19 protein-coding genes and 1 riboswitch are annotated in these 20,647 nt (G+C 54.3%); of the genes, 7 read left to right on the forward strand and 12 right to left on the reverse strand.

The features are described from left to right. Positions 1-160 precede the first annotated feature (160 nt). Positions 161-1,303 (forward strand): aldo/keto reductase, encoded by a 1,143-nt coding sequence (locus tag BUB60_RS05965; protein ID WP_073076751.1) that lies wholly within the window; start codon positions 161-163, stop codon positions 1,301-1,303. A 47-nt stretch (positions 1,304-1,350) separates the two neighbouring features. Here the strand turns inward: BUB60_RS05965 and BUB60_RS05970 are convergent, their stop codons facing one another. From BUB60_RS05970 to BUB60_RS05980, 3 genes are all read right to left on the reverse strand, one after another. After that, on the reverse strand, positions 1,351-1,563 hold the full coding sequence (locus BUB60_RS05970; RefSeq protein ID WP_073076752.1) for a hypothetical protein: 213 nt from the start codon (positions 1,561-1,563) through the stop codon (positions 1,351-1,353). Between the two features lie 288 nt (positions 1,564-1,851). Beyond that, on the reverse strand, positions 1,852-2,382 hold the full coding sequence (locus BUB60_RS20095; RefSeq protein WP_073076753.1) for a hypothetical protein: 531 nt from the start codon (positions 2,380-2,382) through the stop codon (positions 1,852-1,854). Positions 2,383-2,491: 109 nt separating this feature from the next. Then, positions 2,492-3,070: a class I SAM-dependent methyltransferase gene (locus BUB60_RS05980; protein ID WP_073077036.1), complete on the reverse strand. Its 579-nt coding sequence runs from the start codon at positions 3,068-3,070 to the stop codon at positions 2,492-2,494. 180 nt (positions 3,071-3,250) lie between these two features. Here BUB60_RS05980 and BUB60_RS20750 point away from each other — a divergent pair, with 180 nt between their 5' ends. The 4 genes from BUB60_RS20750 (at position 3,251) to BUB60_RS05995 (ending at position 5,803) form a co-directional block, all read left to right on the forward strand. Continuing rightward, a complete protein-coding gene (locus BUB60_RS20750; RefSeq protein ID WP_278277468.1) occupies positions 3,251-3,379 on the forward strand; it encodes a hypothetical protein in 129 nt (42 codons plus the stop codon). A gap of 15 nt (positions 3,380-3,394) precedes the next feature. Continuing rightward, positions 3,395-4,639 (forward strand): phosphodiester glycosidase family protein, encoded by a 1,245-nt coding sequence (locus BUB60_RS05985; protein WP_073076754.1) that lies wholly within the window; start codon positions 3,395-3,397, stop codon positions 4,637-4,639. Positions 4,640-4,762: 123 nt separating this feature from the next. Continuing rightward, positions 4,763-5,401 (forward strand): MarR family winged helix-turn-helix transcriptional regulator, encoded by a 639-nt coding sequence (locus BUB60_RS05990; RefSeq protein ID WP_073076755.1) that lies wholly within the window; start codon positions 4,763-4,765, stop codon positions 5,399-5,401. Positions 5,402-5,431: 30 nt separating this feature from the next. Beyond that, entirely contained in the window at positions 5,432-5,803 is a 372-nt protein-coding gene (locus tag BUB60_RS05995) for a metal-dependent transcriptional regulator (RefSeq protein ID WP_073076756.1), read from the forward strand. A gap of 63 nt (positions 5,804-5,866) precedes the next feature. Here the strand turns inward: BUB60_RS05995 and nifH are convergent, their stop codons facing one another. The 7 genes from nifH to BUB60_RS06030 all read right to left on the reverse strand — a co-directional run bounded on the left by nifH (position 5,867) and on the right by BUB60_RS06030 (position 13,029). Further along, the gene (gene nifH / locus BUB60_RS06000; RefSeq protein ID WP_073076757.1) at positions 5,867-6,688 is read right to left on the reverse strand and encodes a nitrogenase iron protein; all 822 of its coding nucleotides are present in this window, start codon (positions 6,686-6,688) and stop codon (positions 5,867-5,869) included. A gap of 40 nt (positions 6,689-6,728) precedes the next feature. Next, entirely contained in the window at positions 6,729-7,862 is a 1,134-nt protein-coding gene (locus BUB60_RS06005) for a nitrogenase component 1 (RefSeq protein WP_073076758.1), read from the reverse strand. Further along, a complete protein-coding gene (locus BUB60_RS06010) occupies positions 7,859-9,004 on the reverse strand; it encodes a nitrogenase component 1 (protein ID WP_073076759.1) in 1,146 nt (381 codons plus the stop codon). Before BUB60_RS06010 ends, BUB60_RS06005 begins: the two co-directional genes overlap by 4 nt. Position 9,005: 1 nt before the next feature. After that, a complete protein-coding gene (locus BUB60_RS06015) occupies positions 9,006-9,782 on the reverse strand; it encodes an ABC transporter ATP-binding protein (protein ID WP_073076760.1) in 777 nt (258 codons plus the stop codon). Between the two features lie 12 nt (positions 9,783-9,794). Continuing rightward, the gene (locus tag BUB60_RS06020) at positions 9,795-10,847 is read right to left on the reverse strand and encodes a FecCD family ABC transporter permease (protein ID WP_084726290.1); all 1,053 of its coding nucleotides are present in this window, start codon (positions 10,845-10,847) and stop codon (positions 9,795-9,797) included. A gap of 103 nt (positions 10,848-10,950) precedes the next feature. After that, positions 10,951-12,060 carry an ABC transporter substrate-binding protein gene (locus BUB60_RS06025; protein ID WP_073076761.1) on the reverse strand — a complete coding sequence of 370 codons (1,110 nt, stop codon included), beginning with the start codon at positions 12,058-12,060 and terminating at the stop codon, positions 10,951-10,953. A gap of 198 nt (positions 12,061-12,258) precedes the next feature. Then, positions 12,259-12,404, reverse strand: a riboswitch (molybdenum cofactor riboswitch). 187 nt (positions 12,405-12,591) lie between these two features. Then, positions 12,592-13,029: a YaiI/YqxD family protein gene (locus tag BUB60_RS06030; protein ID WP_073076762.1), complete on the reverse strand. Its 438-nt coding sequence runs from the start codon at positions 13,027-13,029 to the stop codon at positions 12,592-12,594. A gap of 910 nt (positions 13,030-13,939) precedes the next feature. On the opposite strand from BUB60_RS06030, the gene BUB60_RS06040 reads away from it, so the two are divergent. Further along, complete coding sequence (locus BUB60_RS06040) at positions 13,940-19,330, forward strand: leucine-rich repeat protein (protein ID WP_073076764.1); 5,391 nt, start codon at positions 13,940-13,942, stop codon at positions 19,328-19,330. A gap of 11 nt (positions 19,331-19,341) precedes the next feature. Next, positions 19,342-19,764 carry a hypothetical protein gene (locus BUB60_RS06045; RefSeq protein ID WP_073076765.1) on the forward strand — a complete coding sequence of 141 codons (423 nt, stop codon included), beginning with the start codon at positions 19,342-19,344 and terminating at the stop codon, positions 19,762-19,764. Here BUB60_RS06045 and BUB60_RS06050 read toward each other — a convergent pair. Together BUB60_RS06050 and BUB60_RS19535 are read right to left on the reverse strand one after the other, a co-directional pair. Further along, positions 19,754-20,053, reverse strand: a complete 300-nt coding sequence (locus tag BUB60_RS06050) for a hypothetical protein (RefSeq protein ID WP_143162281.1) — start codon at positions 20,051-20,053, stop codon at positions 19,754-19,756. The genes BUB60_RS06045 and BUB60_RS06050 overlap by 11 nt on opposite strands. Before the next feature lie 55 nt (positions 20,054-20,108). After that, positions 20,109-20,513: a helix-turn-helix domain-containing protein gene (locus BUB60_RS19535; RefSeq protein ID WP_084726292.1), complete on the reverse strand. Its 405-nt coding sequence runs from the start codon at positions 20,511-20,513 to the stop codon at positions 20,109-20,111. Between the last annotated feature and the right edge of the window lie 134 nt (positions 20,514-20,647).

The raw sequence follows: 20,647 nt of genomic DNA on the forward strand, positions 1-20,647 counted from the left end.
TAAAGGATAAACTTGTAAAGCATATTGGGCCCGGAACAGGGCTTAAAGTGACAAATTTCTTTATTCTCTTGACATCCCGCGGCGCTTTGCTTACAGTAAGGTCAATAAAACAGGCCGCCGCCGCGTCCGCCGGCGGGGAATGCCGAAAGGAGAAAATAGTTTGGATAAATCAACATGGGAGCGCCTGGGTATCGAAACGTCGCGGCTGGGCTACGGCTGCATGCGGTTTCCGGTGAAGGAGAACGGCGAGATTGACGAGGGGCCGGCCTCGGAGCTGCTGGACAGGGCGTACGCGGTCGGGATCACGTATTACGACACGGCCTACTTCTATCACGACGGGAAGAGCGAGGAATTTATGGCCCGGTGCCTCTCTAAATATCCGCGGGAGAGCTACACCATCGCCACAAAGCTGCCGGTGATGATGGCGAAAACCCGCGACAACGCCGAGAAAATCTTCAACGAACAGCTGGGCCGCCTGAAAACGGATTACATCGATTTTTATCTCCTGCACGGCCTGGACATGGAGGCCTTCCGCCTGGCCGTGGACCAGGGCATCGTGGATTATTGCGAGGAGCTGAAAAAGGCCGGGAAAATCAAGTATTTCGGTTTTTCCTTCCATGACGCCTACGCGTCCTTTGAGGAGATACTGAATTACCGCCAGTGGGACTTCTGCCAGATTCAGCTCAATTACATGGACACGGAGGAGCAGGCCGGCCTTAAAGGCTATTATCTGGCCGAAAAGCTGGGCGTCCCCCTCGTTATCATGGAGCCCGTCAAGGGCGGGTCCCTGGCCATGCTGCCGGAGTCGATTGCCGAGGAATTCATCCGGGTCCGCCCCAGGGCGACGCTGGCCTCCTGGGCCATGCACTGGATCGGCAGCCTGAGTAACGCAAAGGTCGTTCTGAGCGGTATGACCGTCATGGAGCAGCTGGAGGACAACATCAGGACGTTCACGAATTTCAAGCCCCTTGTCGAGGAGGAGCTCAAGGCGATCCGCAAGGTCCGGGAAAAGGTGCGCCAGCGCGTCAAAAACGGCTGCACCGGCTGTCGCTACTGCATGCCGTGCCCCACCGGCGTGGACATCCCGGCGAATTTCTCCCTGTGGAACAAGTACGGCATGTATGAGAACAAGCCGGACATCGCCTTCTGGTGGACCGCCATGTTCGACGAGAAGGAGAAGGCCAAAAACTGCGTCAAATGCGGCCAATGCGAGGAAAAGTGCCCGCAAAAGCTCAAAATCCGCGACGACCTGGAAACGCTCCAAAAAGAGCTCGACCTCGTCGGCGCGGAAATGAAGAAATAAGCAAACTGCAAAAATCCCTGTGCCGGCAGCGGTCACAGGGATTCTCCTTAAAGCGCCTGCAGCTCCAACAGGACCCTTTGGATCTTCTCCTGGGGATACCGGTCCCGGGCGAGGTTCAAAACGCTGGCCAGCGTCATTTTTTTCGCCATCTGCAGCATGAGGGGATTTGCCACCTCAGGGAATTCCTTTTTCAAAAGTGCCTTGGCCGCGCCATTGGAAATCAGCGCGCCGATGGTGATCTCGTTATTTTGCAGGTCCATATTTTTTCTCCTTTTCAGAAGTCTTTCAAACTGTCGGCAAAGCCCTCCGGGCTCCGCCGGCAAAAAGCCGCATACAGCGCGCTCAGCCGCTCCCTGCTTCCGCCGGGCGCACCGGAAATTCTGCGAAGCTTTTATCTGGAAAACAGGTTTGTCTACAGTCTGAGTCTTTCTATTTCTATATTGTATGACCGGCAGGCCAGCTCATCAACAAAAATTTTGGCAAAGCGAACCCCCTGTGCGCCATCACAGGGGGTTCTGCCGTCATAGGGGATTCTGCCGTTTCAGTTGTTACGAAGCGGAGGGCGAGGCATCGGCCGACGGGGACGGCGATGGGGAGATATAGGCGCTCGGGTTGGGATCGATGTTCGGCCCGTCGTTGATAATTTTCAGCGCTGTGGTGCCGTTTAAGGTCGCGGTAATCACGTCGCCCACGGCGATATCCGACAGTGCGGCGCTCTTAGTGCTGCCGCTGACGGCAAAGCTCGTATTGGTATCCGCCGTAATTGTCTTCGTTCCGGCCGGGTTAACGACGCTCAGCGTGATCTGGTTGCCGTCGATGGTCGTGACTTTGCCCATGACGAAGCCGTCGGGCGCGACGCTGACGCTTGGACTGGGGCTCGGGCTGGGACTGGCCTCCGGGCTCGGGCTGCTGCTGGTTTCCGCGCTTGGGCTGGCCTCCGTGCTGGGACTGGCGGTGGTGTCGGACGCCGAAGGGCTCGGCGACGGCGTGGCGCCGTTATCGGCGTTGCCGGCGCAGCCCGCCAGGGCAAAGGTGACAACGGCCAGGCCGATCAGCAGCGCGATGCCTCTTCTTTTCATGCTTCAATCCTCATTTCGTTTTTATCGTCTGTTATCGAGGCTAAAGTATATCGATACTACTTGAATAAACTCTGAAATAAATATGAACAAATTGTGAATTTTTACAAAATTATCTGACGCCCGTCACAGCATAGAACGCCGCGCCGACCGGTGTTTCCTCAATACCGGTAAACCCGACGCCTTTCAGGAGCTCTTTCACCTGCCCGGCCGGCAGCCTCATATCGGGCGGCGGGCCGCAGCCGGCGTCGGACTCGTTGAACTCGATCACCGCGATTTTACCGCCCTGACCGCAAATTCTCAGCGCCTCGCCGAGAAATCTCGGTTTGTCGTCGATCTCATGCAGCACCGCGCAGATCAGGATAAAATCAGCGGTCAGGTCAGCCAGGCGGAAATCATAGCCGGAGGAATGGACCGTTTCAATGTTATTAAGGCCCCGCGCCGACGATTTTTCAGAGACCTCCCGCAGCATCTCCGGAGAAACGTCAACGGCGTAGATTCTGCCGGCGCCGCTGATTTCAGCCGCCGGGATCGTAAAAAGCCCGGTACCGCAGCCGATGTCGGCAAAGCTGGCACCCTCGCGGTATCCCAGCTCTAAAAGCGTCTGGCGCGGCGTCAGCAGCCGCACCCGCTCCGGGTCGTCCAGCTTCTTTCTTTTGGCAACGTCAAATTTATGTGCTTCATGCGGCATTTTTCTCATCGCCCACTCTCTGTTATTGCACGTCATATTTATGACCGGCAATCTATAATATCACAAAACCCCGCGCATTTCATGCATTTTCTGCAGCAAGCCCGGCAGGCGGCCTTTTCCTGTTGTCAAGCGCGTCGAAACGATGTATGATAAAGTCAGACAGTTTCTGGGAGGGACCACATGGATTTTTTCAAACGTACCGGCGCGGGACCGGAGGCGGCCGGCACCATCGGTCATCACACTGCCCGGCCCGGGGAACTTCCGCCCGGCGCGCACGTCTTAAACATAAAGAAACCCGAAAGCCTGTGAGACGTGGGTAACGATATGGATGTTAAAGAAAAAAAGGTCGTACTGTTCAGCAGGAAGAAAAGAGCCAAAAAGCCAAAGTCGCTTAAGAAAAGGCTGGCGGTATTCGGCATTGTCATTTTGTTGCTGGCCGGCGTATACTGCACGGCCGTATTTTCAAATATTCCGTTTATTAAGAAGTGGCGCGACCTCTACATAGAAACGGCGATGGACACCTACACGCACAAGTGGCTGGCCACAATGTTCATCCCGAAATCCGTGATCGACGGCGTCATGAACGCCAAGGAGGGATTTATCGAGGGGCAGCAGGACCTGCAAAGCTCCTGGACGCCGGCGCCCTCGACCCAGGACCCCAGCGAGGCCCCTTCCGAGGAGGATCAGGCCAAGGCGGACTTTCTGAGCCTGTTTTACGAGCTTGACAAGTCCAGCTTTGACGGTTATATCGCCAAGAACCCGGACATGCTGGCGGACGGCTACGGCAAGCTGCTCATCAACAAGAGCGGCGTCAACGACAGCGGGACGGCCATCTATACGACAAACGGCGATCAGGTCGTGGTGCTGGACGCCGAAAACGGCATCCTTATCGTCAAGGTCACCGGCGAAGGATACGTCGGGAAGCTGGCCATCGTCAAGAATCCCGCGCAGGTCCGGCTTGGCATCTCCAAGCATTTGGGGAACGTCGGCCAGACGGTGGGACAGATCGCCAAGGACAACCACGCCGTTCTCGCGATCAACGCCAGCGGTTTTGCCGACCCAGAGTGGAAGGGCAACGGCGGCCAGGTGGTCGGTCTGCTCATCGCCAACGGCAAAACCCTGAACGGGCCGGTCAAAAACGGCTACCTGAACATCGGCTTCAGCGAGGACGACAGGCTGTATATCGGTGTGTCGACCAGCAAGCTCAAATACAGAGACGCCGTTGAGTTCATTCCCGCGCTCATCATCAACGGCAAAAACGTGACGGACGGCTCCACAGGCTTCGGCATCCAGCCCCGGTCGGCCATCGGCCAGGCGGAAGACGGCACGGTGTTCCTGCTGACGATCGACGGCCGGCAGGTCGGCTACAGCCTGGGTACGACGGTCGGTGTCTGCGCGGACATCCTGCTCAAATACGGCGCCGTTCAGGCCTCCAATCTCGACGGCGGCAGCAGCACGATCATGATCTACCGGGACAAGGTCATCACAAAGCCCTCCAGCACCACCAATATCGGCCGCCTGGTGCCGGACGCCTTCATCGTGGATTACGCGAAGGCTGCGGAAAAATAACCAAGTCCGGAAAAACGTAATATATTTATTAGGTACCTAAAAATTTTACTTGACAACAGCCGCGGTGCGTGCTATTGTCAAGTATATTAGGTACCTAATTATTTTTTTGAAAGGACGATTATTATGGATCGCAACGATTTACGCGACAGCTTCCCCGGCGGCGGCAGCGTCCCGGAGAGATTATATATTCTCCTCCTTCGCTGCTCGCATGCCCTGAGCAGAGGGCATCACCACGAGCTTGCAGCACACCCTGGGCAATGGCGCGTCCTGTCTTTTCTCGCGGCAAACGGCGCCACGGCGCAGCGGGAGCTGCTGGAGGCCGTTCAAATACGCCCGGCGTCACTCAGCGAGCTTCTGGCGAAGCTGGAAAGCAAAGGGCTGATCACCCGGGCGAAGGACGAGGACGATAAGCGCAGCGCTGTCGTCGAGCTCACGGCGCTGGGCCGGGCGGTCATCGACGAAAACGCCGGCCGTCAGCAGAGCTTCGCGGCTGAACTGTTCTCTCCCCTCTCCGCGGAGGAGCAGGAACAGCTGGCCGGGCTTTTGGACAAGCTCGTCCAACCGTGGCACGAGAAGTATCACGCCGGACGTGAAGACGCCTTTGGGCATCACCGTGACCACGAGGAACATGGCTTCCACGGCGGCTGGCACGGCGGGCACGGTTTCCACGGCGCGCATGGGCATCACGGTGAACCCGGCGGCCGCGGCTTCGGCCACGAGGATTACGGCTTTCACGGCGGGCACTGGCGCCCGGCGGACTGATCCGTCAGGACACAAAGGCAGGCGATGGGCATGAAAACGGCCGGGATCACGGCGTCAAAAGAGAATTATTTAAAAACTATTCTGCGCTTGAAACAGGAAAAATGCGTTGTCCGGGCCATCGACATCGCAACGGAAATGAACTTGAGCCGGCCCAGCGTGTCGACCGCGCTCCGGGTACTCGCGCAGGAGGATTATATCCGCCTGGACGATAACCGGTATATCGATTTTACGCCGCAGGGCCTCGCCGCCGCGTTAAAGGTCCAGGAGCGCTACGACACCCTGTACGCTTTCCTGCTGTCTCTCGGCGTCTCGGAAGCCGTCGCCGCCCTGGACGCCGGGCGCATGGAACACGCCATCAGCGACGAGTCCTTCAGCCGCTTCAAGGAGCTTGTGGCGGTATAACAGGAAAACATAAACCGCAGGATTCGCATCAGCGTTTGATCCTGCGGTTTTGTATTTTGTTAATCACAGGAGCGGATTGTGGTTTTCAAACAGCGTCTCCAGCTCCTCGTTCGTCAGCGGCGTGGGGACGGAAAACGCATTGTTTTCGTCAACGGCCCGCGCCAGGGCCATGTACTCGGCGGCCTGGGCCGAGTCCGGGAGATATTCCAGCACGGTCTGGCGCCGGAGCTCCGCGCGCTGCACGTCGTTGTCCCGGGGCAGGAAGTACAGAAGCTTTGTGTTGACCGCGGCGGCGAATTCCTCCACCAGCTGCCGCTCGCCGTCCACCATGCGCGAATTGCAGATCAGGCCGCCCAGCCGCGTCTTCCCTGTGGCGGCAAAGCGCTCGACGCTGCGGCAGATATTGTTGGCGGCGTACAGGGCCATCATCTCGCCCGAGCAGACGATATAGACCTCCTGGGCGCGTCCCTCCCGGATCGGCATGGCAAAGCCGCCGCACACCACGTCGCCCAGCACGTCGTAAAAAACATAGTCCGGATTCTCGTCAAAAGCGCCCAGCTCCTCCAGAAGGCCGATGGCGGTGATGATCCCGCGCCCGGCGCACCCGATACCGGGCTCCGGCCCGCCGGACTCCACCGCCCTGACGCCGAGAAAGCCTGTACGCAGGATATCCTCGAGGGCAATCTCCCCGCCGCCGGAACGCCGCAGCAGGTCCATGACCGTCGTCCCCGGTACGCCGCCCAGAATAAGCCGCGTGGAGTCGGACTTTGGGTCGCAGCCCACAAGCATGATCTTTTTGCCCATTTTGGCAAGGGCGGCAGACAGATTTTGGGTGGTGGTGGATTTGCCGATGCCGCCCTTGCCGTATATGGCGATTTGTCGCATGATGCGTCTCCTTATAATTAATTAAAGCAGATTTCAGAGCTTACAGGACCGTCTCCAGCCATGTGTCGGCATTATCGCCGGTCAGGAGCGGTATCCGGTCCATGTACAGCTTGGCGGACACCGCCCGGTGGGGCAGGTCGATCCACTTGCAGCCGGCAGGGGCGTAACAGCGCATGAACGGGTCCCCGAAAACGACGTCAAACCCGCCTTCGGCGAGCAGGCGCTTTAAATCCTCCTCGCTTTGCAGCCGGATATCCCGCGATGCCATGAGCGCTTTTTCCATGGGGAAAAAGCTGGCCGCGCTGACATCTCGGAAGCCGAAGTCCGACATCAGCGTATACCGCAGCGCATTGGCGCAAAATTGCTCTCCGATGATCAGGACCTTACGGCCCTTTTCCTCCGGGGCCGGGCAGGTCGGCTGGCCGCCGCCCGACAGCGCCTGTGCCAGCAGCCCGCTCCAGGTCTTCCCAAACGGCGCGCCCAGAACAAAGGGCGTGCCGTATTGCTTGCGGAGCCACTCGGCCAGGCGCACGCCGGCGCTTGTCACGACGAAATTCACCGCCGCCCCGGCGGCCCTGCGGAAGTTTTCCGAGACCTCTCTCGGCCCCCAGCCGGAGACGACGGAAAGGTCCCGCGCGTTGAGCCAGGGCGCCAGGTCACAGACCTGCGCGTCACTCCAGTCGATATGGTTGGCACCGATCACGTTGACGCCGCTTACCGGGCCGTCATGCGGCGCTGTGAAGAGCTCCGCCAGGCGCACCAGGGTGCGGGAAACACCGTCGGCGTAAGTGCCGTGGCCGTTGAGCTCCACGTAAGAGGCGGGGATGCCGCCCTCCCGGGAGAGCGCCCGCGCAGCCTCCGCCAGGTCCGTGCCGATAAAGGCGGAAATGGGGCTGCCGGAAATCATGGCAAAGCGCGGATGTATCTTCGGCGCGGCGCGGTTGAATCGCGCGACGATCCTCCCCTGCGTGCCCAATATGACGTCCTCGTTGCCGATTTCGGAGGAGAACACCCGCCGCGTCAGGTCCGCGCGGCTCTCCTCCTGGGTAAAATGGTTGCCGCCGCAGCCGCGCACGTCGTCGATGATGCCGATGCCGTCCGTGCCGTACATGACGGTGGCAAAGCCCGAGGTGTCGGGCGACAGGGGCGGGATACGCTGCCAAAGGTCCTTCATGCTTTCACCTCCCCCACGGCGTTTTCCAGGGCGTCCAGAACACGGTGCAGCGCCTGGAAGCCGGCGGGCTGGGGCAGCGGCCTTTTCAGCTCCCGCAGCCGGCGGATATCCTCTCCCGGCTCGGACAGGCGATAGATATCCTGCTCGACCCGGAACCCGGGCCACGCTTCCCGGAGCGCACGCTCCGCCTCCTGCGCCACCGTCGAAAAGTTATGGAGGGCCACGCCCGACAGGTTAACCCCACGGCTTAAAAGCCACCGGCAGACCTCCAGCGGCGACTCCGAATCGCCGCCCTCCAGATATACGCTTTGACCGGACAGGGACTTCGCCAGGACGCCGGTGCGTTCCTCCAGCGCGCTTTCATAGGCGCCCGCGTCCAGCGGGACGCCGAGGGCGCGCGCCAGCCCGCCGTACTGCGCCGCCAGCAGCTCAGGGTCGTAGTCGCCGTAAAGCGGGAGCCAAGGGGTACCCAGCTTCTTTTTTAAAAATTCGCCGGCCGAATCATACTTCCGGTGCAGGACGATGTTCAGATGCGCGGAGGCCATTTTCAGGTATTCCTTAAAATCGCCGCACGCGCACAGCTCCCGCACCGTGACGCCGTTGCTTTCCAGCAGGGAAATCAGCTCGCAGCCGCCGTCCACCCCGTAGGGGGAGCCGATGAGATTTACCGACGGCTCCGGGCTTTTGGGCGCCGGAACAAGGAAATCGTACCGGAGCAGCTCCGTGGGCAGATTCATGGTCTCGGCCTTGCGCCCGGCGTAAAGATTGAGCCTGTTGACCTCCAGATACCGGACCGGTATGTGCACGGCCTCCTCCATCCTGGCGGTAAGATCGGCATAATCCGTGCCGATCAGGGCGTTCTGGCAGCAGGTGATCAGTATCATGCAGCTGGGCGTGCGCTCCGCCGCAATCTCCCGGGCCGCCTGAATTGTCTTGTCCAGATACAGCCCGGTCACCACATCCGCCTCGCTGACGCACAGGAAGGACAGCTGCTCCCGCAGCTGGAGGATCGAGGTATATAAGCCGTGGCGGGTACAGGAAAAGGGGCCCACAAAAAGCATCTGCAGGCCGGGGATACCCGCCAGGGTCGGGAAAATCGCCGGTGGCACGCCGGGCAGGCGCACGGTTAATTCATTTTTCATATCAAAACACCGCCAAACAAGCGTTTCTGTTGACCTTTTCCACGTAGCTGACCTTGACCTCCGTGTGGTAGACGGCGGAGAGGCATTCCTCCGTGAGGATTTCGGCCGCGGTGCCGACGCGCATGTGCCCGCCCCCGTCCAGGATGCCGATGGTGTCGTCCAGCATCACCGCGTGATCCGGGTTATGCGTCGTCATGATGACGGAATAGCCCTTCTGCGATAGCTCCCGCACCATTTTCACCACCTTGATCTGATTGCCGAAATCCAGGGCGGAGGTGGGCTCGTCCAGCAGTATGAGCTGTGGATTCTGCACCAAAATGCGGGCGATGGCCACCTGCTGCCGCTCGCCGCCGGACAGCTCGGAAAAGCTCCTGGCGGCCAGGTGCCCCACCCCCATCGTCTCGATGGCCTCGAAGGCGGCGGCATAATCCTCCTTCGTGGGCCGACGCAGGGAGCTGATGTAGGGTGCGCGCCCCATGACCACATACTCGGCCACGGAATAGGCATATACGGAATTCAGCGTTTGCGGCACAAAGCCCTGGAGCCTTGCGATATCCCGGCGCGACATGGCGCCGATATCCCGGCCGCCGAGCAGTATCTGTCCGGCGGACAGTTTGTTCAGCCCCGCCAGACAGCCGAGGAGCGTCGACTTCCCTGCGCCGTTGGGGCCGAGAATGGTGAACACCTGTCCCTTCCGCACGGTGAAGGAGACGTCGGAAAATGTCTCGGAAAAAGCGGGGTAGGCAAAGGCCGCATTTTTAACTTCAAGCAGACTCATATTACCCCTCCCCTACAGCCGCGTCCGCGTTTTCATCAGCAGCCAGAAAAACAGCGGCGCGCCGATGACGCCGGTGAGTATGGACAGCGGAATCTCCGCGGCAATGATGATCCGCGCCATGGTGTCGATGAAGAGCATGAAGATCGCCCCCACGAAAAAAGACAGGGGCATCAATCGTACATTGTCCTGCCCGATGATGAGGCGGGTCAGATGCGGAATAATGAGACCCACCCATCCCACAATGCCGCTGATGCAGACGGCGCAGCCCGTCAGCAGCGTGGAGGCGAGGATGAGCACGCCGCGGGTGACCTTGATGTTGACGCCCAGCGCGGCCGCCTCGGTGTCCCCTAGGGACATGATGTTGACCCGCCAGCGCATAAGGAACAGAACGACGACGGAAGCAAGCATGGCGGGAAATACCGACAGCACCTTTTCCGGCGAGACGTTCGCCAGGCTCCCCATCTGCCAATATATAATTTCGGGGAGCTGGGTATCCACGTCCGCCACGTATTTCAATATGCCGATGATCGCGTTCATGAGCCCGGAGACGATGACGCCCGAGAGCACCAGCATGAGCGTAGAGTCGTTTTTCAGAAGCCTCGGTATCGCCATGGACAGAAACACGGCCAGAAGGCCGCCCGCCAAAGCGTAGATTTGTATACCGGTGCTGCCCAGGCCCATAAGGATCGCCGTCGCCGCGCCGACGCAGGCCCCGGCCGAGATGCCCAGCAGATCCGGTGAGACAAGGGGGTTTTTGAATATCCCCTGATATGTGGCGCCCGACAGTGTCAATCCTCCGCCGACAAGGATATCAGCGAGGACACGCGGCAGCCTGACCCGGAAAATGACGTTGTACGTCATAGCCGGCCACGCGTCGGCAGTCCCGGTCACCTGTGAAAGCAGAATCCGCAGGGTGTCCAGGGGCGTCAGGCCATATCTGCCGAGGAAAAGCGCGCAGAACGCCGCTATGACGGTCAGTATGACGCCCAGGGTAAGCTTCACGCTTCCAAATTTGCCGCCCGCGATGGCGGCCGGCCGGAGCTGTGCTTTTTCCGAGTGATTCATAAAGCCTCCTTTCCAGGCTGCGCCGAAAGGACGGGGAAAGTCCCCGCCCTTTCGGCCCGGTCACAGAAGTATTGACAGATGCGCTGAAATGCCATTTCCCCGTTTAGGGCGCGGGGAACAGGATGGCGTTGATCTCATCGTCGGTCAGATCAAGGCCGTAGAACTTGCTGTGGAAGTCGCGCGTCTCCTTCACCATATCGATATCCGAAAACAGCTCCGGCTGGATCACGGTTCCGGCCCACAGGGGCTGGATCGCCTCGTCCGCGCTGCGGACGCACCAGGTATACAGGCCCATGGGGTTGACGTAGACCTTGCCGTTCTTCACGGCGCTCAGCTTGGACAGGGTGGGGTCCTTGGCATACTCGTCCTTTGTGGCGGCGTCACGGCAGACGATGATATCGGGATCCCATTTCATCAGCTCCTCCTGCGTCACGTCCACGAACATGCCCTTGACGCCGTTGGCGGCAGCAACGTTGATACCGCCGGCCAATTCGATCCATTCTGTGACGATGGACCCGATGGCCTCGGTGGTGAGCACCGCGCCGGCCGAGTAAAACACCGTGGGCCTGTCGGCCTCGGCGATGGAATCGGTCCGCGAGGTGCACAGCTCGATGTTGGCGTTATAATAGTCGATGAGGTCGGCGGCCTTCTGAACGGCGTCTCCGCCGAGAATCTGGCCGATGAGGTCCACCGTGAACTGGAGGTCCTTGATGCTGGACGTATTAACGGCAACTGCCGTCAGGCCGGCGTTCTTAAGAATATCCAGATTGCTCTGGCCGGACGTGATGATAACGTCCGGGGCGAGGCTCATGGCCTGCTCCACATTGCCGGCGGTCAGGTCGGCAAAGGGCTGCGGCAGTGTGGTGATTTTCGGCAGCATACGGGCAAACAGCGCATTTTTGGCGTTGTAATCCGTCGTGGCCACGAGCTTGTCCCCGCCGCCCAGCATCAGCACAATGGCGTCCGCCGCGGGATATGTGGCGCAAATGGATTTTACCGTTGCGGGCACCTGCACGCTGTTGCCCAGGGCGTCCACCACGGTCTGCGGGCCGGTGCTTTCAGCCGACGGACTGGCCGACGCCGAAGCCTCGGGGCTGGCCGACGGGGATGCGGTGTTCGCCTCCGTGCCGCCGGTACCGGCGCAGCCGGCAAGGAGCGCCGCCAGCAGGCAGAGCACCATCGTCAGGCTGGCGATTTTTCGTGTCTTCTTCATTTCATTTCTCCTTTTGTCAGTGTGTATATTACCATGCAGCCGCATGTGTAATCCCGGAAACCGGCCCCGATCCGGCAAAATAAAACAGGCATCCGGGCGGAGCCCGATGCCTGAAATCATAAGCGCACTGTACGCGCGTTATTTTTGCCGTATAAATAAAAAAAGCGCTCGACTCGTCAAGCGCCTGAAATTCGTTTATCAGCAAAATTACAGGCTTCTTTCCTGGCAGGATATCCCCTGCGTCATGGGAGGCGGCAACGTTTCCGTCGCCGCCCTGTGAGTTATACTCAGGATCAACCGGCATAGTACCCCTTAGCCGGAAAATCTCGAAGCTTTATGAACTTTGCTATAGGTTAACAAAAACTGTTCGCCGCTGTCAATACGGGGCTTTTATTTTAGTCGTTTTATGACGTTTTAAAGCCCTGCGCCCCCGCACTCTTATATATAAACACAATAAAATCAAATCAAATAAATCTAAACATAACTAAAACTAACTATATTGCGGCATCAATATGCATCCTCACCCCCGCTTTAAACCCTCTCCTGAATCAGCTTAAATAGGCGGTCTTCAAATTTTTTATCCTGCTCTGCCGTGCGCTTGGCCGGACCCTTCAGTCTCCCGCCGGCATTGCGGATCTTTCGGGCCGTATGGCGGGCCAGGAGCAGGGCGTCGATATTTTCATCCGAGTACACCATGCCGTCCTGGCTTAACGGCACGGCCCCCCGGGCCAGGCACATGGCCGCCAGGCCGTAATCCTGCGTTACCACGATATCGCCGGGCTTCAGCAGATTGACAAGCGCGAAATCCACGCTGTCGGCCCCCTTTGAGAAGGTCATTGTCTTAGCCCCCTCCTTCTCAAAAACATGCGAGGTGTCACAGAGAATGAGACATTCGATATTGAATTTCCCGGCCAGATACACGGTAATGTCCACCACCGGGCACCCGTCCGCGTCGATCAGTATGCGCATAGCGGTTCTCCTTTGACGTTTTACAGCAAACGCTCATTACATGACTATACCCCGAATCAGCCAAAATGGAAAGGCGTTGGCGAATTTTGCTCAGTTGCATACGATATATGGGTGATACTATGAACCCCTGTGAATTGAACGCAATGATAGCGGCAATAACCAATTATCTCTACACCGCGCTCAGTAAAGAAGATTTTGTCTGCCTCAGTATTTTCCTGAACGAGCTGAGCAAATCCATGCTCACGACATCCGTATTTAGCGATCTTTGCAACAAAGAGGGCAAGTTCGGGTTCAAGTCATCTTAGCCTTCAAATATGGGCTTACATATCTTTTCTCGTCTCTTATTTTGCATAAAGAAGCCGCGGCTGCAATGATAAAATTACAGCCGCCGGTGCCGTTCACAAAAAATTAACACAATTTCTGTTGCAATTATTCAATTCTCAGTATATAATAATTTGATAATCAAGAAAGGAGTATTCATGTTAATTTCTAAGCAAGAAAACGAAGCATTATATTATTACATCTTTAAAGACGAAAATGACAATAGAGATGTTGATGATCTGATCTTCAAAGACGCAGAGCTTCCCGTTAGTGACAAGTAGAAACTCGAAGGATTCCAGGGACTGACACCCTGGTATTTTTTTGCCCTTTTTTCAGAGAGCAGCTTATCACGCAAAACCCCTGGTATCTATTGCGGAACGACCCATCATGGCCCTATCCGAGAGATCGGGTATCATCGTATAGTGGGCCTGGTGCCATTTACGGTTTTAAAAAACTGATCGGAGGTACCATGGACAGCAAATTACATTAATAGTAATATAAGGTTGATATTAGTCTGGCGGTCAGTCCTTGGGCAACTCGCAAATGGGTTAATTGAGCGAAACACATAAAGCAGAAAGGACGTCTCAAAATGAAAAAAACTAAAGCGGCGATTTCTGTACTCTTAACTCTTGTCATCCTGCTCTCACAGCTAATGCCATTTGGATATTCCTTAAAGCTTGGTATGGTTCAGGCAGAAGCGGCAAATACGAGCTCAGCTGCCAAGCGCATCGACAGTACCGAAAATAATTCCAGTCTTCCACAATTGCCTGACCAGCCTGATGTACCGGATTTGCCTGAAGAGCCAAGTCTGCCTGACATACCGGAAACGACGGCAGCCTCTGCTAACGCTGTCACAAGCGGCCCTTATACATATACAGATAACGGCGACGGGACAATTACAATAACAAATTACAGCGGCACTGATAAAACCGTGTCTATTCCTTCTGAAATTGACGGTAAAACTGTTACGATTATCGGGGATGAGGCTTTTTTGGAAAAGAGTGTTACTAACGTAACCCTGCCCAATACGATTAAAAGTCTAAATTACTTGGCTTTTGCATATTCAGCACTGACCAGCATTAATATACCGGATGGTATATATATCGGCCGTCAGGCATTTGAAGCTTGTAAAGGTCTTACCTCAATCGCTCTTCCCGGCAGCGTCAGGATGGATGATGGTGCATTTAATTATTGCGGACTTATATCTATTGCATTGGGTTTTGGTATTCAATATATCCCATCAAGTGCTTTTGCATATTGCAGATCACTCAAAACAATAGAAATTCCGGCAAGTGTTTACAAGATAGACTACTGTGCTTTTCAGGGGTGCACAAGTCTGCAAAGTGTATATTTTGACGGATTCACAAAAATCGCCGAGTATGCTTTTTATAACACAAGTCCTAAATTCTATTATAATCCTCATAGCTATTCATATCTTCTGCTTTATTTACAGTACTGCGGTGACCCTGTTGACACCGCCATAGGAGCGCATAAAATGACGAATTCCGTCATCACTTTAAACGGCGCTCAAAATCTGTCCTTTGATCTCGCATACTCCTCCAGCCAACTGACATCCGGCACCATGGGGCCCGGCTGGAGCAACGGATATGAAATATATATGGTGCCCCAGGACGACAACAGAATACGCTTATTCTGGACGCCGGGATCATACAGCGATTTCACAAGAAACGATACAACAAGCACAACGTTTACATGCACCGATATCGGCAGGCAAAACTTTATTCTGACAAAAAATTCTGACGGTCACTATTCGCTCAATTGCAATAACGATAAAAAGTATTTATTCGATTCGTCCGGAACTCTCGCGAAAATTGAGAACCGGACCGGACAAGCCTTGGATATATCGCACGATGCGTCCGGTAATGTGATTATTACGGAACCTGTATCAGAAAAAACGCTCACCGTCACTTACGCCGGCGGCAAGGTCTCCAGCGTTTATGATCAGATGGGCCGTACCGTCAAATTTGTATATGATTCTAACGGCTGTCTGACGTCTATTACCGACCCAAACAGTAAAAGCACGACATATACTTATGATATGTATGGGCATGTAGTCACCGGAACAGACGGAGACGGCGTACGTTTCTTTACTGACACTTACGATGACAGCGGCCGAATCTCAGTTCAGGACGACGGAGTGTCCGGGAACAAAAATACCGGCTTCGGCTACGGTACGGCAAGCGTTAACGGCCAGACCACCGTCACCATTACGGACAGGAACGGAAAGACGCGTAAAAATACGTTTAACAGCTTGAGCGAACTGATCTCCGTAACAGACGAGAACGGACATACAACGTTGTTCACATATGATGCAAACGGAAATGTGACGAGCGAGACGGATGCGCTGAATAACACAGTCTCCAAGACTTACAACACACAGAACAAGGTTTTGACCGCGACCGATGCTACAGGTGCCCAAACATCCTATACGTATGACGCGCAAGGAAACCTCCTGACCCAAACGAATCCGGACGGCAGCCAAAGCACACGCACATACGACAGCGCCAACCGTCTCACCAGCCTGACCGATGAGCGCGGTATGGTAACGACATACATCTACGACATAAACGGTCAGCTTACCGAAAAGGATGCCGGGACAATCAAATACCTCGTTGCATATACCGACGGTCTCCCGACAACGATCACAGACTCAAACGGCGGCAAATCATACTTAACATACGATGAGGCGGGCCGGGTTATCCAGATAACAGACGCCAAGGGCAACGTCACAAAATATTCATATGATGCCAACAGTAATTTACTGTCCAAAACTGATGCGTTGGGCAATACCGTCTCATATACATACGACAGCCGCGGGAATGTACTTACGAAGACTGACGGCAACGGCAATGTAACCACCTACAAATATAACGCCAACGGAAAGGTCACATCCGTTACCGATCCCAAAGGCAACACGACATCTTATTCCTATGACGGCGAAGATCGGTTGACCCAGACTACGGACGCACAGGGCGGCACGGCAAACACCACTCATGATGCCGCCGGAAAAATCCTGACTAAAATCGACACAGCGGGCAAAACGACAAAATATACCTATGACGCGGCAGGCAATGTTTCAACGGTCACAGCGCCGGGCGGCGGCGTGACAAAGTATACGTATTATCCTAATTATTACGTTAATACGAAAACCGACCCGGCCGGAAACGAAACAGCGTATTCTTATAACTCGGGCTGGAAGCTGTCCGGTACAGCAAATGCCCTCGGATATGTTACGGCATATACTTATAACGCCGCAGACGATCTGCTGAGCGTCACCGACCCGCTCGGCAATGTCACCTCCTATACATATGACCAATTTGGCAATCAACTGTCAAAAACCGACCCGAACGGCAATGTCACTACATATACCTATGATGCGGGCAATAACCGAACAAGCATGACAGACGCGCTGGGCAGCAAGACGACCTATGCCTATGACCCGACAGGAAAGTTGCTGTCAGTAACAGACGCCCGTGGAAATACAACATCTTACGATTATGACAGCGTCGGCAGGCTCAGTTCGACGACGGACGCTCTAGGTAATATGACGAACGTCGCTTACGACGGCAATGGAAACATCACAAAAGTAACCGATGCAAATGGAAAATCAATATTATACACGTACGATGCTTTAAATTTGCAAACATCATCAACCGACGCCTTGGGCAACACGACGCAAAATACTTTCGATTCCCTCGGTAGGTTAACTGCGACTACCGACCCAATGGGCAATGTCACCATCTACAACTACAATACAAAAGGTCAGATCATCTCAGCAATCGACGCCCTTAACAATACCAGTTCTCAGACTTATGACGACGACGGCAACATCACTTCGGTAACGAATCCGAACGGCGGTTCAATTACGTACACGTATGACACTTCCAACCGTCTGGCGTCAGAATCCACAGCCTCAGGCGGTAAAATCAGCTATACTTACAACGCCTTGAATCTGATTTCAGAACTTACAAATGCGCGCGGGCAAAAATGTGATTACATATATGACAACGCAGGCAGAATCATAAGCTTTACCAATACCGAGGGGACGACGTCATTCACGTATGATAAAAATGGCAACATCCTGGCGGTGACGGACCCAAGCAACACCATCTCTCGCGAGTTTGATGCGCTGAACCGCGTGACAAAATATACCGACGTCAATGGGAATGTATTACAATACACTTATGACGCCGCGGGGAATCAAACCGCTATCGGTTACCCAGACGGCAAGACAGTGATCTATACGTACGACGCGCTGGGCCGCATGACCGGCGTGAAGGACTGGGCAGGCAGAACAACCTCCTATACCTATGACGCCGCCGGAAATTTGATTGCCACCATCAGGCCGGATGGCAGCGCGCAGACCAACGGTTACGACGATGCCGAACGGCTTATTTCCGCCGCTGATATCGACAGTAGCGGTCTGGTAATCAACAGCTATGCCTACACTTATGACACAAACGGCAACATCACAGCCGAAAATGCGGCTTCGATGACGTATGACGCGCTCAATCGAGTGACGAGTAAGACGGATACGTCCAGCGACAGCGTTTATACATACGATGACGCCGGCAACATTACCTATTCCAACCAGAACAGCACAGCCGCCTATAACGTCGGCGCAGCTTATTCCGTTTCAGACAGCACGCCCGTCTCCCCTGTTGACAGTTCTTCCGGCAATTCCACCTATACGGTCACCCCCAGCACGATGGCCTATGATGTCAATAACAGGCTCATAGACTATAACGGGCAGCCTGTATCCTACGATGCCGACGGCAATATGATCAGCGCGCCGCTCGGCGGAGCTGATACGAGCTTTACTTATGATTCGGGCAACCGGCTCATCTCGGCCGGCGGGACAACCTATGCCTATGACGCCGAAAACAACCGCATTGCGCAGACTGTCGGCGGCGTTACGACGAAGTATGTCTATGACACAACGGACAGCCTGAGCCGGATGCTCGTGAGCATCAACTCAAATGGCAACACGGTTTACTACGTCTACGGTCTCGGGCTCATCGGCTCGGAAAATCAAACCGGCAGCTACAGTGTCTACCACTACGACTACCGCGGCAGCACGACGGCGATCACCAATCAGGCCGGCGCTGTAACCGATACGTATGCCTATAGCGTCTATGGACAACCGGACAGCCACACCGGGGCAAGCGAGACCCCGTTCTTGTACAACGGCCAAGACGGAGTTATGACCGATTCCAACGGTCTGGAGTACATGCGCGCCCGGTACTATTCACCGGAGCTCATGCGCTTTGTCAATGCGGATACGTACAAGGGGACGATCACCGATAGTCCCACGCTGAATAACTATGCTTATGCCAATGGGAATCCGATCTCTCTGGTTGATCCGTTCGGCATGAGCGCGGATGGCGGCCGATATCCCAAGCCTATACTGGATGGCGCATCTTTATATACTTGGGCACTTCTTGAAAATCCTACTATAAACAAATATTATGTTAGATATGGTGAGGATGACATACAGCAGAGTTTTTTAAAATATATGATTGGTCCTGAATCTTGGGAAGAACGCTTGCTCGGCATAGCTACTGGATTTGGAGCATATTCAATAATTTTGATGGAGGAAGCAGCTTTAACAGAAGGGACGATTATAAAGGGAACGGGTAAGGCTGCGAAAGTGTATAGTGCCGAAGGAGATGCGGCTCTAAGGGCTACTCGAAGATCTACATTTGATAGCTGGATAAATGAAGGTGTGGAAGTAAATGGACAGACTTTTAAGATGAATCAACATGCAGAGAATAGTCTTTTTAAATCTGGCAGAAAGGACATTATGCCAGATGATATTATTGATGCTCTTGCAAACAAACCGCAGCCAGCACAACCTGGTAGTGTAATGTATGTAAATCCAACTACTGGAACAAAAGTATATGTTAATCCTACTACAAAAGAAATTGTTGGTGTTCAACCTATCAATTTTAAAGATTAGGAGTGAAATAGTTGATTAAATTAATAGAGATAGTTCACGATTCATTTGCGAACATAGAGACATCGTATATTGACGAAATAAAAACATTTAACATTGTTACAAACTTTATGGACGATAACTGTAAGGCTTACGAGATTGGCATTGGTGCAATGTTATGGGTTAATGACAATTCAATAATGGGGGAGTTAGAATGTATTTACCCGCCTATTGTTCAAAATGACCAGTGCACTTTAGCCAAAGACATTAGGTCAGTTACGGGAATTCCAAAACTGAAAGTTATTGATAATAAAGCAGATGTATATTTGCAACTTAGTGAATCGGGTTGCATCATTTGGTTTAAAATGGAATCGAATATTAACTTACAAGTTAATACAAACAATGCTGAATTCCTATTTTCTGATGAACAATTGGCCGCGATAAAGATTATATCGTAATTAAGAATACAGCAAGAATATAGAATATCATAATCAATTTAAAGGCCACACAGTTTCGGCTGATGTGGCCTTTCTTTATGCTTTCAAATGTGTTGACATAATCCAGCTCCGGCGGTTGACCCCACATTGGACCCTTTTTTGCGGTAAGTGTGGTTTTCCTCGCCACATACCCCAAAGCCGACCCAAAGGGGCAAATTCTGGCCCTGGCAAAAATGCCCTTCGCCCCACACTGCGGGATGGTGTTCGCCGGAATGGGGGCGCTCTGCGCCCCCGCTCCTTTAACCTGCATGGTTTTCGTCCCCATGGTTCACCCGCAAATCGGCAGCACAAACCATACACCAGAACTACCTAAAGAATAAAAGGTAGACAGCAGCAATCAGAACAATCGTCAGGCCCGAAAACAAAATCGGCATCCATGTTCTTTTTTTCGACTTTTGATTGTACGCTTTTAGGGCGAATCGATCAGCTTCATCTTTAACCTCTTTTTCAAGCAAGGACTGAATAATATCTTTCTCTTGGTTGACGTTTTCTGTTGAGGCATTGGGGATGTCAACTTCATCGTTGAGTAAGAAATCTGCTGAAACAGCAAATATTTTAGTCAGCTGAACAATATTTTCTGTATCGGGTAAAGATTCGCCCAGCTCCCATTTAGATATTGCTTGACGCGAAACAGTTACTTGCGCCGCGAGCTGTTCTTGTGATAACCCTTTCTTCTTTCTTAAATAAAGCAGCTTTTCACCTAACGTCATTTTCTGCCCCTCCCTGGACTTGATGTGTCAATGATACATCTTTACACGGTTGCTATCTACCATATCGGCCTTGAACATTCGCAGCTTTGGGTTGCAAGGGTTTTTTCGGAGCTGTTCCCAGCTTCTATGCTTGT

It is taken from the genome of Sporobacter termitidis DSM 10068, from assembly GCF_900130065.1.
In the GTDB taxonomy this organism is placed as follows: Bacteria; Bacillota; Clostridia; order Oscillospirales; family Oscillospiraceae; genus Sporobacter; species Sporobacter termitidis.